This window comes from Nannocystis pusilla, from assembly GCF_026626665.1.
Taxonomy (GTDB): Bacteria; Myxococcota_A; Polyangia; order Nannocystales; family Nannocystaceae; genus Nannocystis; species Nannocystis pusilla.
In genome coordinates, this window is sequence record NZ_JAPNKE010000002.1 from 6,193,756 (window position 1) to 6,209,764 (window position 16,009).

At 70.0% G+C, this 16,009-nt stretch carries 14 protein-coding genes and 1 pseudogene; 7 read left to right on the forward strand and 8 right to left on the reverse strand.

The window, feature by feature from the left end; translation table 11 throughout:
- Positions 1-707: 707 nt before the first annotated feature.
- The 4 genes from OV079_RS27355 to OV079_RS27370 form a co-directional block, all read right to left on the reverse strand.
- On the reverse strand, positions 708-986 hold the full coding sequence (locus OV079_RS27355; protein ID WP_267771874.1) for an integration host factor subunit alpha: 279 nt from the start codon (positions 984-986) through the stop codon (positions 708-710).
- Between the two features lie 246 nt (positions 987-1,232).
- Positions 1,233-2,279: a serine/threonine-protein kinase gene (locus tag OV079_RS27360; RefSeq protein WP_267771875.1), complete on the reverse strand. Its 1,047-nt coding sequence runs from the start codon at positions 2,277-2,279 to the stop codon at positions 1,233-1,235.
- 345 nt (positions 2,280-2,624) lie between these two features.
- Complete coding sequence (locus tag OV079_RS27365) at positions 2,625-2,810, reverse strand: DUF1918 domain-containing protein (protein WP_267771876.1); 186 nt, start codon at positions 2,808-2,810, stop codon at positions 2,625-2,627.
- A gap of 608 nt (positions 2,811-3,418) precedes the next feature.
- Positions 3,419-3,664 carry a hypothetical protein gene (locus tag OV079_RS27370; protein ID WP_267771878.1) on the reverse strand — a complete coding sequence of 82 codons (246 nt, stop codon included), beginning with the start codon at positions 3,662-3,664 and terminating at the stop codon, positions 3,419-3,421.
- A gap of 877 nt (positions 3,665-4,541) precedes the next feature.
- Between OV079_RS27370 and OV079_RS27375 the strand changes: the two genes are divergently transcribed.
- The 5 genes from OV079_RS27375 (at position 4,542) to OV079_RS27395 (ending at position 10,441) form a co-directional block, all read left to right on the forward strand.
- Entirely contained in the window at positions 4,542-5,525 is a 984-nt protein-coding gene (locus OV079_RS27375; RefSeq protein ID WP_267771879.1) for a serine/threonine-protein kinase, read from the forward strand.
- A 104-nt stretch (positions 5,526-5,629) separates the two neighbouring features.
- Positions 5,630-6,100, forward strand: a complete 471-nt coding sequence (locus OV079_RS27380) for a hypothetical protein (protein WP_267771880.1) — start codon at positions 5,630-5,632, stop codon at positions 6,098-6,100.
- A gap of 682 nt (positions 6,101-6,782) precedes the next feature.
- Positions 6,783-7,184 (forward strand): response regulator, encoded by a 402-nt coding sequence (locus tag OV079_RS27385; RefSeq protein WP_267771881.1) that lies wholly within the window; start codon positions 6,783-6,785, stop codon positions 7,182-7,184.
- A 279-nt stretch (positions 7,185-7,463) separates the two neighbouring features.
- Positions 7,464-7,967: a hypothetical protein gene (locus OV079_RS27390; RefSeq protein WP_267771882.1), complete on the forward strand. Its 504-nt coding sequence runs from the start codon at positions 7,464-7,466 to the stop codon at positions 7,965-7,967.
- A gap of 374 nt (positions 7,968-8,341) precedes the next feature.
- Positions 8,342-10,441, forward strand: a complete 2,100-nt coding sequence (locus OV079_RS27395; protein WP_267771883.1) for a hypothetical protein — start codon at positions 8,342-8,344, stop codon at positions 10,439-10,441.
- Between the two features lie 174 nt (positions 10,442-10,615).
- Here the strand turns inward: OV079_RS27395 and OV079_RS27400 are convergent, their stop codons facing one another.
- Entirely contained in the window at positions 10,616-11,518 is a 903-nt protein-coding gene (locus OV079_RS27400) for an OmpA/MotB family protein (RefSeq protein ID WP_267771884.1), read from the reverse strand.
- 98 nt (positions 11,519-11,616) lie between these two features.
- Positions 11,617-12,093: a hypothetical protein gene (locus OV079_RS27405; RefSeq protein WP_267771885.1), complete on the reverse strand. Its 477-nt coding sequence runs from the start codon at positions 12,091-12,093 to the stop codon at positions 11,617-11,619.
- Between the two features lie 303 nt (positions 12,094-12,396).
- On the opposite strand from OV079_RS27405, the pseudogene OV079_RS58640 reads away from it, so the two are divergent.
- Positions 12,397-12,522 (forward strand): annotated as a pseudogene (locus OV079_RS58640) (flavodoxin); the annotation flags it as partial.
- A gap of 490 nt (positions 12,523-13,012) precedes the next feature.
- On the forward strand, positions 13,013-13,603 hold the full coding sequence (locus tag OV079_RS27415) for a hypothetical protein (protein WP_267771887.1): 591 nt from the start codon (positions 13,013-13,015) through the stop codon (positions 13,601-13,603).
- Here OV079_RS27415 and OV079_RS27420 read toward each other — a convergent pair.
- Positions 13,557-14,213 (reverse strand): rhomboid family intramembrane serine protease, encoded by a 657-nt coding sequence (locus tag OV079_RS27420; RefSeq protein WP_267771888.1) that lies wholly within the window; start codon positions 14,211-14,213, stop codon positions 13,557-13,559. The two genes, OV079_RS27415 and OV079_RS27420, sit on opposite strands and share 47 nt — an antisense overlap.
- 95 nt (positions 14,214-14,308) lie before the next feature.
- Positions 14,309-14,848: a hypothetical protein gene (locus OV079_RS27425; protein WP_267771890.1), complete on the reverse strand. Its 540-nt coding sequence runs from the start codon at positions 14,846-14,848 to the stop codon at positions 14,309-14,311.
- Between the last annotated feature and the right edge of the window lie 1,161 nt (positions 14,849-16,009).

A 16,009-nucleotide genomic window follows, 5' to 3' on the forward strand; every position in this document is an offset into this window, starting at 1 on the left:
CTCCCGCGCCGGGCTCTCTCGCCCCGGGCGGGGACGAATCGGCCGGAGGCGTCTCGCCCGCCGGTGACGAGTCAGCGCTCTCCGGGGCCGCGGATTCTGCGGGCGGCGGCTCCGCTCGTTCGTCCCCGTCCGAACTCGCCATGCGAACGCCGAGCGCGATCGCACCCAGCCCGAGCAGCGCGAGAACAGCGATGAGCCCGGGCGGCCGTCGCCGACCTGTTGGTGTCGGTGGTGGAACGTGGGGCGCGGGGGGTGCTTGGGCGGCACGGAGGGCTCTTCGCCGAGGATGATCTCGCCCCACTTGTCCGAAGGCGGGGGCGTCGGATCACCCGCCTGCGCCATCATGATGAGTGGGGAGAGTGGCGTCGCCGCCGCGCCTCGATCCCGCGTGCCACTGTAGACCGCGGTGATGATGCGATGGCGATCTTCGAGGAGCTCCCCGACGCAATTACGCTCGGCATGGGCAGAGCGTCGCAGAGCCCGTCCCACCGTGCAAGAGCGGGGAGCGCGGCATGGTCAGTCGGCGACGACGCGCAGCGCGAATCACAGGACCGGGGCCGGGAACGCCCATGCATGCTGTCTGAAGAGACAGCCGCTCCCGACGACAAGGGGGGCTCCGTGGCCGCACACCCATCATTTCCTGTCTGCAGAGACAGCCCCGCCGACGCCGCCGAGCGCGGCCGACCAGGCGCGCCAGGCTCGCTCGGCTACGCGTTGATCGCGGTCTTCAGCCGATTGCTCGGCTTGAACGTCAACACGCGGCGAGCATCGAGCATCATCTCCTCCCCGGTCTTCGGATTTCGACCGCGGCGCGTGGTCTTGTAGCGAACGACGAAGTTGCCAAAACCAGGCAGCTTGACGTTCTCACCCGAAGCGAGCGTCTCCTTGATCAACTCGAGAACGACCTCGACCATGTCGGTGGCCTCCTTCTTCGAAAGACCGCCAAGCTCGTCGGACACACGCTCGATGACGTCCGCCTTCGTCATGTGCAAGGCGTCCTTGGAGGAGGATGCAGGCCGCATCCGCCGCGAGCCGCCGCGATCACGGCGGGGCCCTCCGGATCTTTCGTGAGCGTGCGAGGCGAGGCCACGGGTGCTGCGGCTCGCGGAAGTCGTTCGACCGCCAGGATTCGGCTGGCCGTTCGGCCAGGCGCATCGGTGTGCCCGAAGAGCGCATCGACGAAGTCGTCCTGCCGTCGCAGGGGCCTGCGTCCGCCGGAGTCGCCCGCCACCTCACTGCTCCAGCGCCCAGAGGGCGATGATCAGCAGCGCGAGGACGGCGAACACCGCGATGAAAACCATCAATCCGCGGTTCGGCGGCGGCGCCGTTCGTTGGGGCTGCGATGCTGCGGGCTGAGGCGGCGGCGTCGGAGCCACCGGGGCGGACGCCGGACGGTTGGCAAGGGCGCGCAGTTCGTCACGGACCGCGCGAGCAGCTTGCGGCCTCTGGGCAGCTTCACGCGCCAGCAGTTGGCTCAGGAGGCGGTCGAGTTCGGGCGGAAGATCGGGAATCTCGCGTGCGAGCGCCGGCGGTGCCTGCGTGAGCTGGCGAATCGTGATGTCGGACAGCTCGCCGCCGTCCCAGAGCTCGCGCCCGGCGAGACTTTCCCAGAGGATCACCCCGAGCGCGTACATGTCCGTGCGGTGATCGGTCGGCTCGCCCGCGGCCTGTTCCGGCGCCATGTAGCCGGGCGTGCCCATCACGGTGCCGAGACGCGTCAAGGGGGTCATGTCGGGGCCGGAGTCGGCGACGCGGGCCAGTCCGAAGTCCAGCACCTTGACCACCGTGGTGTCCTCGCGGGCCTCGAGGAGGATGTTGTCGGGTTTCAGGTCGCGATGAACGATGCCGGCCCCATGGGCCGCCACGAGGGCGTCGGCGATCTGGGCTCCGATGTCGCACGCTTTCCGCCAGGGCAGCTTCCCGCTGGCGATCGTGTTCGTCAGCGTGCGCCCCCGGACCAGCTGCGTGACCAGGTACGCGCCGCCCCCCGGCAGCGGGCCGAAGTCGATCGCGCGGACCACGTTGGGGTGATCGATCTTCGCCGTCGCCATCGCCTCACGCCGAAAGCGCTCGGAGATCTCGGCGTTGCCGGTGAACTCGGCGTGGATCATCTTGACCGCGACCATCGTGCGGAGGCTGAGCTGCTCCGCCGCGAACACGGCCCCCATACCCCCTTCGCCGATCAGCTCACGGAGTTGGTAGCGGCCGTCCAGGGTGTGCCCGATCCATGTCGCCGGCGACGCACCAGGGGTGGGGTGGATGGATGCGGCGTTGCTCAAGATGACTCCGAATCGGGGGGAGGCGACCGGGCCGGAAGGGGGAGAACTACAGGCTGACGCCGTGAGCCTCCTGCTCGGCGCTCGCCATTATGGCGGCGATGGCGGCGGTCCCGAGTGCCGCGCACGAGATGAGCGAAGTGCTCGGTCGGTCGCCGACCGACGGCTGCAGTCTCCAGGCTCGATGTGCGGCGGTCAACAGTCTCCGGCATGGCGCACGGGCCGCCCAGTCCTCGAACGCGTGCTGCGGCGCGAACTCGTCGCTCTTGGAAAATTTCACGGGCGGCCGGTCCAAGAAGGTTTGCCGAACAAGCGGTCGTCTCGCTGCGCCTGGGCGCAAGCAGCCAGTCACCTGGGCCGCCTGTGTTCGATGATGGTGTCCGGAGACGGGTTCATCACCAGTTCGTGCCCGTTCGGAAACTTCACCCTGTACGGTGGCGCACCGTCGGGGCCGAGGACCTCGACGATCTCGCCGACCAATGGAGGATCGCTGAGGACCGTAATGCGAATGGAATCGCCCACGTGTGCCTGCATGGTGAACTCCTTGATGGGGTTTTTCCGCCGCGACATCGCCCTGTCAAGCGAGGCCAGCCGAGGCAATACGCGCCGGGCGCCCGGCGCGACGTCCTTCGAGGTACGAATTGCGGCGCCGACCGGCGCAGGTTGGAAAAGCTTGCGAACAGCCGGTCCAAGAAGGTTTTTCCGTTCGGCGCACAGCCCCGGCCGCAGCGATCGAGGGCTGCTCGATCGTCGTAGTGCGGCGCTCGTCGCAGAGGACGAAGAACTACGATTCGCGGCGGCGTCCCTGTGCGAGAAGCAGACTTCGGCGTTCCACCGGCCGAGCTCGCCGGAGCTGGCGCGCCGTCCTCACCCTTTCCGGATCGTCGCTCGACGTCCGGCACATCGCCCTCGTCCTGCTGCGGCTCCGCCGGGGAATACCGTCGCGGTCGAGGCGCTCCGCCCCCGCTCCCTCGAGAACGCTCGGGCGGAGACGCCCGGCGCCGCGCTCCCCGCACATTCGGCATTTCCCGTCGGCCGCTGCGGTCAGCGCTCGCATCAATCTGCACGTCTGCCGCAATTACGGCTGCGCCGAGGCGACGACGATGTTTCGCCGCCTCGGCCGAGTGACGGAGTCGTACCGATCAGTCGTCGTCCTTGGCGACCCGGCCATCGCCGACGTTGCCCTCTCCGGGGACCTCCTTGACACAGACGCAGTCGTCGCCGTCATCGTCGAATTGCGCCGTCTCCGCGTCGATCGACACCAATTCGAAGTGGTCCGGGCAGCTACCCTCGTTGGGCTCGCAGACGGGCTCGGGCGGGTACGGCGGGTACGGCGGGTACGTCGGGTACGAGCCTTCGGAACCGCCGGCATGGACCTCGGGTGCCACGGCGCCCACGAGGAGCGCGATTCCTGCGAGAACAGAGAGCGTATTGCGCATGGGTCATTCCTTCTGTGTGTCCGATGGCGATGCGTTATGCAGCGCCCACATGAATGTATGGCCAAACGGAAACTCTACCTTTGACGCGAAGCACGGAGCACCTCGGAGCGAATCGCCGCAGGTCGGGTCGCGGTGGCAGAGCAGGCTGGTAGTTTCGATGCTCGGCTTCGCGGGCGAGGCGGCGAATGGGTGGCGGCCGAGCGCACACATCGTCGACACGGCTCTCAGCGACGCTCACGCCCACTCGAGGCGGCTCGGGCGCACGCAGGGAGCCAGCATCTCGGGGTGAGAACCGACTGAAGTACGAACTCGCTGTCCAGGGTGACGAGCACCCGACTGCCGGCCTCTCGCGGGCGTCCCTCGACCTCTTCCGACCCAGCGGCCCGGCCGAACTTTCCGCAACAACAAACTCGAGCGCTCGCGTGCTCGTGGGCGGAGCGCGCTCGACCTCGTGCGTCCCGCAGCACGGCAGGCAGGTTCGCGCCCCTGAGACGCACGCATCATCACGCAACGTCGTCGACCCGCGCCGGGACCAGCCGCCTCGGCTCCCTCGACCCTCCCGGGCCCGACCGCCCGGCTCGACCGGCTCGCGGTTCTCCGCAGGCGGGTGCATCACGAGGGGCCCGCCTGCGGGGCGCCGGCGATCGCCCGCAGATTGCAGCGGCTGAAGTGCGCGCCGGCGCCGACAGGGGCCCGTGGCGGCCGATGAACCTCGTCACCCGCGCGAGGCGCTGCAGCTGTGGCTCAGGCTGGGCCGAGGCGGGCGCCGGCGCTGGGCCCGCTCCTCCGGGACGGGACCATCGGGTATAGTCCACCCCGCATTCGCATGTCGAACGCCCCCGAGAGCACCGCCCGTGAATCGCGCTGGATCGGCCGTGTCGTCGACGAGCGCTACAGGATCGTCGAAGTGCTCGGCGAGGGCGGCATGGGGGCGGTCTTCGTGGCCGAGCACCTGCGTCTGCGCAAGCAGGTCGCGTTCAAGACGATCAGGGCGGAGTTCGCAGCGCACACCCAGGCGGAGGCCCGCTTCGAGCGCGAAGCCCTGGCCACCGGGCGCCTCGACCATCCCCACGTCGCCAGCGCGATCGACTACGGACCGTTGCCGGAGGGCGGCTTCTATCTGGTGACGCAGCTTGTCCGCGGCGAGAGCCTGAGCAAGCGCCTCGAGGCGGGGTCGCTGCCGTGGCCGCAAGTGTGTCTGCTCGGCAGCCAAATCGCCGACGCGCTGGCGGCTGCGCACGCGCTCGGCATCGTCCACCGCGACCTCAAACCCGACAACATCCTGCTCGAGCACCGCCGCGACGGGGCGCTGCACGTGCGCGTGGTCGACTTCGGGATCGCACGCGTGTCGGGCGAGCAGGCGACCATCGCCGACGTCGCGCAGCCGCTGACGCGCATGGGCGCCGTGATCGGCACGCCGGGATACATGCCGCCCGAACAGGGCACGGGCCAGCAGGTCGACTTCCGCGCCGACCTGTACGCGCTCGGAGCCGTCCTCTGGGAGTCGTTCACGGGGCAGCAGCTCTGGCAGGGCGACACGCTGGTCGAGCTGCTCACGCGCCAGCTCGGGCGCGCCGCGCCGAGCCTGCGCGCAGACGTGCCCGAGGCCATGGCGGTGATGATCGAGCGGCTGCTGGCGCGCGCTCCGGCGGAGCGCCCGGGGTCGGCGCTCGAGGTTCGGGACGAGCTCCGTCGTCTGGTGTTCGGCAACGAGGTCAGCATCCCGCCGGGGGTTCCGCGAGCGCTGCGCTCTCGTCTGCGATGTCGGGCAGCGCAGCGAGCCCTCTCGTGCCCACGCCGGGCGAAGTGACTCACGCCGACGCACGGAGCGGCACGACGGCAGCGACCAAGACATCCGGAGTGCGCGAGCCCGGGATACTCCCGCGGAAGAGTCCTCGCGGCGTATGGATCGGCGTGGCGGTGGCGCTCGTGCTCGTCCTCGCCGTGCTCGCATACGGCCGAAGCAAGACGGACGAGAGCGCCGGCAAGACGGCTGTCGGCACCGAGTCGGCTCCTGTCGACACCAAGCCCACGCCACCTGCGACCGTCGACGAGCTCATCGCCCAGGCGCCGGCGGCCTATGCCGAGGACGTCAAGATGCTGCTCATCAGCAGGCACCCGCAGGCCCGCCGACTTGCGAGCGAGGCGATCGCGGGGGCGCCGTCCAGAGACTTGAAGAAGATCCCGGAGTACCTCCGCGACTTCGCCCGGTTGGAGCTGGCCGACGACTGCGACGACAAGAAGGCCATCCTGAAGAAGTTCGAAGCAGCCGAGGAGGTCCGGGCGCTCTCGGGGCTCAAGGCCATCGCTGGCGGGCAAAGCGACCCCTGCGAGCTCCGCGACGAGCTCACCCGCCTGATCGCCCGCTTCGAGTCAGGAGCGTGACGAGCATCGACACCGCGGCGAGAGGCCGGTCCGCGCCCGCAGAGCCAGGTTGTCCGCCCATGGACGCCTTCACGAACGACGCGTCGGGCTTGCCGGAAGGGTCGACGGGGTTCCGCAAGCGAACACGAGCAGCCCAGGGGCGAGGACGACGCAGCGAGCCGATGGGCCGGGCATGGGCGATCCTGGGCGGGGACGGTGCGAAAGCCTGAGACCGGACTGCGCCGCGTAAATCCAACCCGACCTCGGCTCGAAGCCATTCATCCCGGGCGTGTAGGTGGTCTTGCCCACGAGCACCTGCGTCGACTTGTCGGGTACGAAGGTGACATCGGCTACGACCCTCGCGCTGTCGTTGGCGTGGCGCTTGGAATCACGGCGGGTGGGCGGGTCCAAAAGGCTCACGTGGCCATCTTCAAGCTGCCGGAAGATTCCATGACGCTGGCCATGGCCGCGAGCGCGCCGCGCCGTTCCCTGGGGTGCTTCGGCCAGGCACACGCCCATCCGGCGCCTGTTCGGCCTCGGCCACCAAGAAGGCGCCTTGCCCGGCGAGCACACCGCCTGCGCGATGTCGTTCGGCGCCGAGACCCGTCACAATTCGTGGAGACGTCGGCCGCATACCGTGCTCCGGCGTCTCGCACGGTTGCCGTCAGCGTCCCCTCCGAGATGAAACGATAGGATGGATACTGTGCCCAAGATCTTGATCGTGGAGGACAACGAACTCAGCCGCGACATGCTCTCACGACGGCTGCGTCGCAGGGGCTATGAAGTGATCGTCGCAGTCGACAGCTCGGAGGCCATCGCCATCGTCACGACGGACAGGCCCGATGTCGTGCTCATGGACCTGAGCCTCCCCGAGATGGACGGCTGGGCGACGACGCGGATCCTCAAGAACACCGAGGCGACCGCCGGCATCCCCGTCATAGCGCTTACCGCTCACGCAGGGCCCGGCGATCGCGAGATGGCGCTCGAGGCAGGCTGCGATGACTACGACACCAAGCCTATCGAGCTCACCCGGCTGCTGGCGAAGATCCATCGTTTCGTCTGCAGCCCCGAAGTCGCACCGAGCGGCGACTTCCGGACCAACTAAGCGCATCTGGCTCCACACTCTTTGGGCATGGGCTCGGCTGCCCGTTGAAGTCTCGCGGAGGACCGACCGCGCTCCCGGTCAAAGCTGCGAGCACGACGACCGAGTCTGCGAATGGTAGCCGCGCGGAGGCCTCGAAGGCGACGACTCCAGCTCGTGAACGGGGCGCCGACTTCGCCTCGACCGGGTCATCTACGCAAACGAAGGTTCCGTTGGCTGCGCTCGTCCGCAGGCGCTTGATTTTGCGATGCAGGATGCAGGACCCGTGCTAAGGTCGCGGCCATGCCCAAGCTCGACATCGTTTCGGCAATCGAAGGCCGCAAGCGTCAGCTCCTCGTCGAGGAGCTGCGGAAGCACCATGAACTCACCATTGGCGAGATCAATCAGTTGGCGCGCGGCGAGCTCGGCCCGGAGCTCCGCTCGATCACGATCGCCGATCTGATCGGGTCCGGGCCGGTGTCGAGCGTCTCGGGCGCCGCGCGGCAGGGCCGGGCCTCCCGGGAGCCGGAGGCGCGGGTAGCTCGGCCGAAGCCGGTCAAGTCGCCCTCCTCGCAGAACAAGCCCTCGCGCGAGGTCGTCACCCGCACGGCGGCAGGACGCGAGGCGTTCGATCAGCGAATCCTCGAGGCGATCCAAGCGATTGGAGGTCCGGCGAGCGCGACCGAGATCCAGCGCCGCGTGGGCGGCACGAACATGCAGGTGCGCTCGGGGGTCAACCGCCTGATCGAGGCCGGCCATGTCACCTGGACGGGCAAGGCTCGCGGGACTCGCTATCACCCGGCCTGAGCACGCGTCGCCTTCCTGTGCGTCGTGGGCACCGCGACCTCCGACGACGGGTCTTCAGCGTCGACGTCAGCCTGTCGTGACGCCGCTCGGGGTCGCTATCCACTTTCACCGAGGTACCGACGTCCATGGGCAGCGCTCTCTGGCAACAAATCCATGAGAAGATGATCATCGCGGTTCACGGCCGCCTGCCCGATCCGCCGCCGGACAGCCAGATGATCCGCGTGAGCTGCGAGGTCGCACCGGCCGCCTTGCGACCCCTCCTCGAGGCGCGACGCTTGACCGAGGCGATCCTGGGCGAGACGAGGTCGGGACGGACCCGCCCGCGGACGCGCACGCTGTTCGGCGATACGCCGGAGCGCGCGACGGAGGCGGTGGTGGTCGAGCTGTGGAACCGCCTCGCCAAACAGAACGGTGCCCGGTGGGTGGTCGTGCTCGACGCGGTGGAGCGGGCGGACGAGGCGACCCTGGCGGCGCTGACCCGAATCGTGCAGCAGCCCGGCTGGCTTCGATTGCCGCTGCTGCTGGTGTTCCGTGACGAGCCGAAGGAGGCCGCGGCCGAGCTACTCGCCGCCGTGCGTGCGCGCGACGGCGACTCGGTGGTGCGCGGGGAGGAGGCGCTCGCCGGCGAGGCGAAGTCGATTCAGTGGAGTTCGTTGCCTGCCGACGTCCTGCGCGCGCTTCGGGCCGGGGCGCTGATCGGCCCGGGCTTCGAGGTCCGGATCCTCGCGGAGCTGCTGTCGGTCGAGCCGGAGCTCGTGCTCGAGCAGCTCCAGCGCGCCATCGATCTCGGCGTCCCGGTCGAAGATCGGGGTGAAGGCAAGTTCTCGCTGCCGAGCTCGGCGCTCTCGGCCCTATCCGCATCCATCATTCCGTCGCTCGCACAGGCGTGGCACCGAAAGCTCGGGCGGCTGCTCGGGGCGCGGGCGGCGAGGGCCATCCCGCCGCCCCCTCCCGATCCAGGGCTCGCGGGGACGGCGAAGTTCCAGGCGGAGAGCGTCGACGATGCCCGCGTCGCGGAGATCATCGACATGTCTCATGAGGTCGTCGACCTGGCCTCGGAGACAGCCGAGGCCACGTCCGGAACCTTCGACGCCAGCGTCGACGCCGGTGCGCGGCCCGTCGCCCCCGACATGGACCGCCCCCAAGCGATCTCCGGGGAGATTCTGGATCGAGACGAGTCGGCCCAGGCGAACCCTCCTCGGCGGCCGATCCAGCGCAAGACCGTACTGGCCCCGCCCGCCCAGGGCGCACGCTCGACGCGGCGCAAGACCTTGGTTCTGAAGCCCGAAGAAGACATGCCGGCGCCGGTCGAGCTGACCGCGACCGGAAAGGTCGCAGCGGCGACGACCGGCGACCCGCTGATCGACAACGTGCGGGCGGCCGAGCACATGCGCCGGGCCGGTGACCTCGATTCGGCCGCAGAGCACCTGTGCGCGGCGGCCCGCGAGGCGGCAGCGATGGGCGCGCCGCAGGCGGCGGTGGAGCACGTCCAGGGGGCGCTCGCGCTGCTGGCGACGTTGCCGGTCGGCGCGTCTCGACAGCGACTCAAGGCACGGGCGTTGCTCGAGCTGGGGCGGATACAGTGGCAAGCGCCGGGCTACGAGCACGGGTTCACGCTGGCGCAGGCGCTCGCGTCGCTCGCGGCGGCGCGCGCCGAACTCGATCCGGACGCGCCGGTCGACCTCGTCGTCGATCTGGCGCAGGCGCTGGCAGGGGTCCACTTCGACCTCGGAGATCCGCCGTCGCTCGCGCGGGCGCTCGCCGAGGTGGAGGAAGCCAGCCGTGTGTTACACGCGGCGAATGACCCGATCGGGGCGGCCCGCCTGTTCAACGATCAGGCCGCAGTGCATGTCCGCATGGGCGACGGCGCCCACGCACTGAAGCTCGTGCGCGCGTCTCGGGCGATCTTCGACGCGCGCGCCCAGGACGACCCCGCAGCCTTGCGCGAGCTCGCCGAGTCGGAGCACCTCCTCGCCAACTTGCCGCTTCATGCACGAATGCGGCTCGGTCGCGAAGAGGAGGGCTACGCGATCGGTATGGACCATGCGCTCGCAGCAGAGCGGGCGTTTCGCGAGCTCGACGACGACCGCGAGCTCGCCCGCGTGTGGGAGACGATGGGTCGGCTCGAGCTCAAGCGCCTCCGCCTCGAGGAAGCGCGGCTGCGGCTCGAGGCCGCCTTCGCGGCGCAGACAAGAATCGGCGATCTGACGGGCCTGGCGCAGACCACGGAGTTTCTGTCGGAGGTCCTGGCGTGGTGCGGTCGCAACGTCGAGGCAATCACGATGCTCCGCGACTCGGTGGTCTACAACCGCGACAAGGGGTCGCCGCGCGGGATTATCTCCAACCGCCAGGCGTTCACGGCGTTGTCGTCGCGCTTTGCACAACTGCCGCAGCACGCGGACAGTCTGCGGGAGGTGGAAATTTTGTTGACCGCCGGCGAACGCGAGCTCGGCGTGTCGCGACAGCACCCATGAGGATCGCGGTGCGGCTTCGCGCCGGGATCGATCTGCCTCGCCGACGGCCCCTCGCGGCCGATCGGGGGCATTGTTCGAGCATGAACTCGCAGGCATCGTGCCACTCCGCGCCGTCGTCGCCGCAGCACCTGTCGGCGGGTCGTCGAAGTCGGCGCTCTGGCGCGCGAGGTTCCTTCAACTGCCGGCGGCGAGCTGGTTCAGCTCGGCATAGCCGGGCAGCAGCGAAAGGTCGGGGACGAGCACCAGCTCGATCCGGCGGTTCTTGGCCCGCTCGCCGTCGGTGTCGTTGTGGGCCGTCGGGCGGTGCTCGCCGAAGCTGGCGGCGCTGAGGCGCTCGGGCGGCAGGCCTGCCTCCAACAGCGCGCGGACCACCACCAGCGCCCGGCCCGCGGCCAGCTCCCAGTTGGAGGCGTACGTGGCGGTGTGGATCGGCACGTTGTCGGTGTGGCCCTCGACCTGCAGCCGGCGCGAGGGCATCGCGGCCAGCCGCTGACCGAGCTCGGACAGCGCGTCCTTGCCCTCGCGCGACAGCTTGGCGGAGCCGCTGGCGAACAGGATGTCCATCGGCAGCGTGAGCACCATGCGTCCGTCGACGACCCGGACCTGCAGCTTGCCGGCGTCGATGAGGTCCTTGAACCGCGCGACCACGTCGCGGTACTCGTCGATGCGGCGCCGGGCCTCGCGCTCGCGCTCGAGCAGCGAGGCGAGGGCGCGTTGCATCTCGGCGACCGAGGCGCCGAGGCGCGACCGGTCCTTGACGAGCTGGGCGAGCTGCCCTTGCAGGACGTTGAGGTCGTTCTCGAGGACGAGCCCGCGCTGCTCGAGCGAGACGATCTGCTCGACGTGGTGGCGGCCGTCGGCCTCGAGCGCCGCGACGCGCTCGCTGCAGTGGTCGAGCGCGGCCTGGGCGGTCTGCAGCGCGCGCGCCTCCTCGGCCTCCCGGCGAGAGGCCGCCGACCGGGCGCCCGCGAGCTCCTGCGCGACGTGGTCGCGCTCCGCGGCGAGCGACTGATACTGGGATTTCGCCACGCAGGCGAGGTCGAGGAGGCCGATACACACGACTGTCAGGATTCGCATGACGCTGTCATGGTGCGCGGGGGCTTCCTCGCGGCGCGCAACGTCTTCGAGGCCTGCGACGGCCGGGCGAGAATCTTGCGCGGCCCTCGTGGCTGCGATCATTCGACCTCGAAGCGGAGCTCGACGGTGTCGACGAGGCCTCCGTCGCTGCGCAGCTCGACCTCGATCGACCACACGCCGGGCGCGGACAGGTCGAGGCCGTCCAGTTGCCAGTGCCGGCCGTCGTCGTCGAGCGAGGTGGCAGCGGGCGGCGGGGCGGTGCGCCCGTCGGCCTCGCGGACCGGTGCGCGGACCTCCAGCGTGTACGGCGGCTCGACGGGCAGGCGCGCGAGGATCCACGGATCGTCGGTCGGCGCCGGGTCGGGGCCGGGGCGGACGTCGGCGGCCAGGGTCGTCGGACCCTTGCCCCACGGGGGCCAGTCGGTGCCCTCCTCGGGCGCCACCTCGACCTCGAAGTACCCGTTCACCGTGTCCACGGGGACGTCGGGCCGGGTGAAGGGCTCCTTGTCGGTGTCCGGGTTGCAGTCCCACGAGAATGTCCCGAGGAGCAGACAGAATGCGCTGCGAATGAGCATGGCGGTCTCCCTGTGCGATGCCGTGAAAGGCGTTCTACATGCCTGAACCCGACGACGCGGCGGCGTTCCGGAAGAGACTGCGCAGCCTCTGCGCGCGCGGCGAAAGTTTGGCGCCGGACCGGCGCGTTTCTTCCAATGCACGGTGGGCAGGGCGTGGCGCGAGGCCCCCACCAGGGCCAGGAAGGGCGCCGACATGATTTACGGCCCGCACGAGGGTGCTGCGCGAAGGACCTGCACTCGCTTCGAGCGCGCCCCGCCGATTCTGCAGGCTCCCGCGCGGCCGGGGCGGCGCATGTTCTCGGCATGCGAGCCCTGGTCGTTTACGAGTCCTTCTTCGGCAACACTCGGCAGATCGCGGAGGCGATCGGCGACGGCCTGCGCGCGGAGTTCGAGGTCGAGGTGAGCGAGGTCGGGAAGGCCGGCCGTCTGCCCGACGGCGTCGATCTGGTCGTCGTGGGCGGTCCGACCCACGCGTGGGGCATGAGCCGCGGGGTGAGCCGCAGCGCGGCGATGGAACAGGCCCGCCAGCACCACGCGGAGCCGGTGTCGTCGGGGATCGGCGTGCGGGATTGGCTCGAAGGGCTGAAGCAGGCGGAGCGGGTGGAGATGGCCGCGGCGTTCGACACGGCGATCCGCAAGATCGGCCCGATCCTCCGGTTCGGCCGCCCGCGGCGCGGCGTCCCGGCTCGAGGCGCTCGGCTATCGGCTGATCGACGAGCCCGAGCAGTTCTTCGTCAAGGACGCCGATGGACCGCTGGAGGAGGGCGAGCGCGAGCGGGCGCGCGCGTGGGGCATGCACCTGGGGGCGCGGGCCAAGGAGCGCGCCTTCGTCGCCCGACCGAGGCCTCCAGGACGCCTCGACAGCGCCGCCGCGATCGCCGGCCATGCCTTCGCCCTCCTGCTGATCCACACGCACGCGATGTGGCGGCCCTGGACGCTGGGGGTGGTGACGGAGCGCTGGGCGCAAGCCGTGGACGCGATGAGCCTGGCCTGCCTGGTCGGGATCCTCGGGAACGTGCTCCTGCTGATGTTCCCGTCGCGCTCGCTGCGGTCTTTCATCGCCTGCGCGGTGGCGGCGGCCAACCTGGCCGGCGCAGCCGCCGTCTACGCCGTGTTCCCGTTCGACTTCGGCGTGCTCGGCCTGGGTTGGTTCGACCCGGTGATGCACGTCGTCCTGCTGGTCGCGCTGATCGGGGCCGCGATCGGGCTCGCCTTCCGCTGGCGCGCCTGCTCGCTCGACCTGCCCTGGTCGGTTGAGGACGACCCCGGCGCAGGGCATCTCGGAAGCGCGAGCCACCGCCGGCGCGCGAGGCGGCGCCGCGGCCCGGTGGATTTTATGACGGCAGGGCAGCTCGAGGCGCGCAGAACGGGCCTGCGGCTCTCGCGGAGCGCGAAATGCCGTGACTCGGGGCGATCGCCGCAATCGCCGGCGAGAGGCGTCGCGCCGCGACACCACCTGCCCGTTATTCGTCACGCAGAAAGGCGCGGTGCAGCAGCAATCCCGCGATGAAGCCGCCCGCATGCGCCGCATAGGCGACCCCGCCCGTACCTGCGTCGAGGCTACCGGAGAGGACTTGCAAGACGAACCAGTACAACAGGAAGCTGAAGGCCGACACTGTGACGTACAGCGGCCAGAACAGCAGCGGGACGAGCATGACGATCCGCCCCCGCGGGAACATCGCCAGATATGCGCCCATCACCCCGGCGATCGCCCCCGAAGCGCCGAGTACTGATTCACTCGCGGCCGGGTGCGCCGCGACTTCGCTCGCCGAGGCCAGCAAGCCGCATAGCAAGTAGAACGCGACGAACCGGCCCGGACCCATGCGGTCCTCGACGTTGTCGCCGAAGATCCACAACATCCAGAGGTTGCCCAGCAGGTGCAGCCACCCGCCGTGAAGGAACATGCAAGTGACGAGCGTCCAGATCGGCGGAGCGTCGCCCGCAAGCCGCGCCGGCACTGCTGCGAACATGTCGAACAGCGCCGCCAGGGCGTCCGCCGAGAGGCCGAGCTCGAGCGCGAACACCAGCGCGTTCGCGCCGATCAGTCCCCACACGGCCATCGGCGCATGGCGGGCGGGGATGGTGTCATGCAGTGGAATCATGGCGAGGTCGACCGTCAAGCAAGCCGCGTGCCGTCACCGAGCTTCGACCCTTCGGGACGCAGCCCTGGTGCGTCGAGGCCAAAGTTGCGCCTCCGCGCAGATGCTGCACCGCATCACGAGGGCGGCAGCAAACCGAGCGCGGCCGCCACGCCGAGGGCGCTTGCCACGATTGCCAGCGCCGCCGTGGCGATCACGGGGACCGCCAGCCATCGCGACGGCGAGCGTTCCCAGCGGTGCAGCAGGCACGCGAACGCGAGGGTCTGCGCGAGCACCTCCGGCCACCCGCGGAGGTGGAAGTCGAGCGGGAGCACGGTGTAAACGATGCCCTCGAGCGAACCCGGCGCCGCGCCCGTGGCCCCGAGCCCGGCGAGGCCGACGAGCAGCCCCCAGAGGGCGAGCCAGCCGCGCGGCGAGGTCCGCAGCGCCGGCCATACCGGGCGCAGGGCGAGCCCCAGCACCAGACCGCGGAGGACCTGCATCGTCGGGCCCGCCGCGACCCACGGATCGTCGAGCGGACGCATCAGCACGGCGACGTCGGGCCGTGCGAACAGCGTCGCGTAGTCGGCGAGCCGCATCGCAGCAATCCCCGCGACGAAGTAGGTGGCGACGTGACAGGCGAGCGCGCGGAGGACGAAGCGGAGGGTCGACGACATGGCCCCGCAGCAGCAAACCCCGGGCCAACGGCGAGGGCATGGTCGTCGCGTCGAGGAGAGTGAGCTGGCGATGCAGATTCTGCAGCGTGGCGCAGGCGTCCGCAGCTGCGCCTCGGGGGAACGCCCGGCGAAGGCCGACGCGGCGCTGCCCGCTTCCTGCGCCTGCTGCCATTAGGGGGTATCGATCTTTCACCGAGGAAACGATTCGGCCGGCGCGACGGCGTGAGCCTGCGGGCCGCCGCCGGCGACGGCGCCGGCAGGCCCGGATGGCGAATTGCTCGAGCGGTGGCAAGACGGTCGCGGGGGCCGGAGCCAACCTGGCGTCTCAGGGCCTGGCGCTCGTCTGTGCTCCCGCCGCCTGGGCCAGGGGGGCCGACGAGCGGCGAGCGATGCACGTCTGCAACGTCCATCCGGATGCGAATGTTTGTCGGTAGTGCCGACATACCGCTGCGAGTGCGCCCACAGGAAGTCGACGCCGGCGACGGGCGACAACGGGGCAGTCTGGCCGCGGCTCGAACAGGCAGCAAGGACGTACCGCCATGGCTCGTCTTCGTCCACGGGTTCGTCCTCCACGGCCGGCGACGGCACCTTCTCCGGACACGCCTCGTCGTCCAGACATTCGATGGCCTCGGGTGTCGAGTCTCGCTCGGGCAGGACCGGGGGCGGAATGAACGGAGGCGCCGCAATGCCGATACACCCGGACAGGGCAAACGCTGCCAGCGTGGCAAAGAGGACAGGAAGCATGGGCCGGGACCTTTTGAGCGAGAGCGCGAGCATGTGGCCGTCTTCAAGACGAGAGGAGCCATGAGCCGGCGCACTCACGACAAGTGCGCCGGCGCGACGGCGACTGACGCGCGCTCGTCCGTCGTCGAACACTGGTCTGCAACCCGCGCACCCGGGCGGGTGCCGAGAGAATCGTTGGAAATTTGCCGGACTGCCCCTGCTCCGGAGCCGCAACATGCAAATCGTGCGCTGCGCATGCAAGACCCGCGGCGGATCTACCCGTGAGCACGAAGGCGGATCGCCGGCGGCGGCTCCTGCAGGTCAATGCGCCGGTCTCGGTCGGTGAGCGACCGCGTGATCGGCTCTACCCGGTCGGCTCGAGGGACGGCAATCTTGGCGCACCCGTCCCGCCATGCTCCGGAGCACCGTGATGGGGCG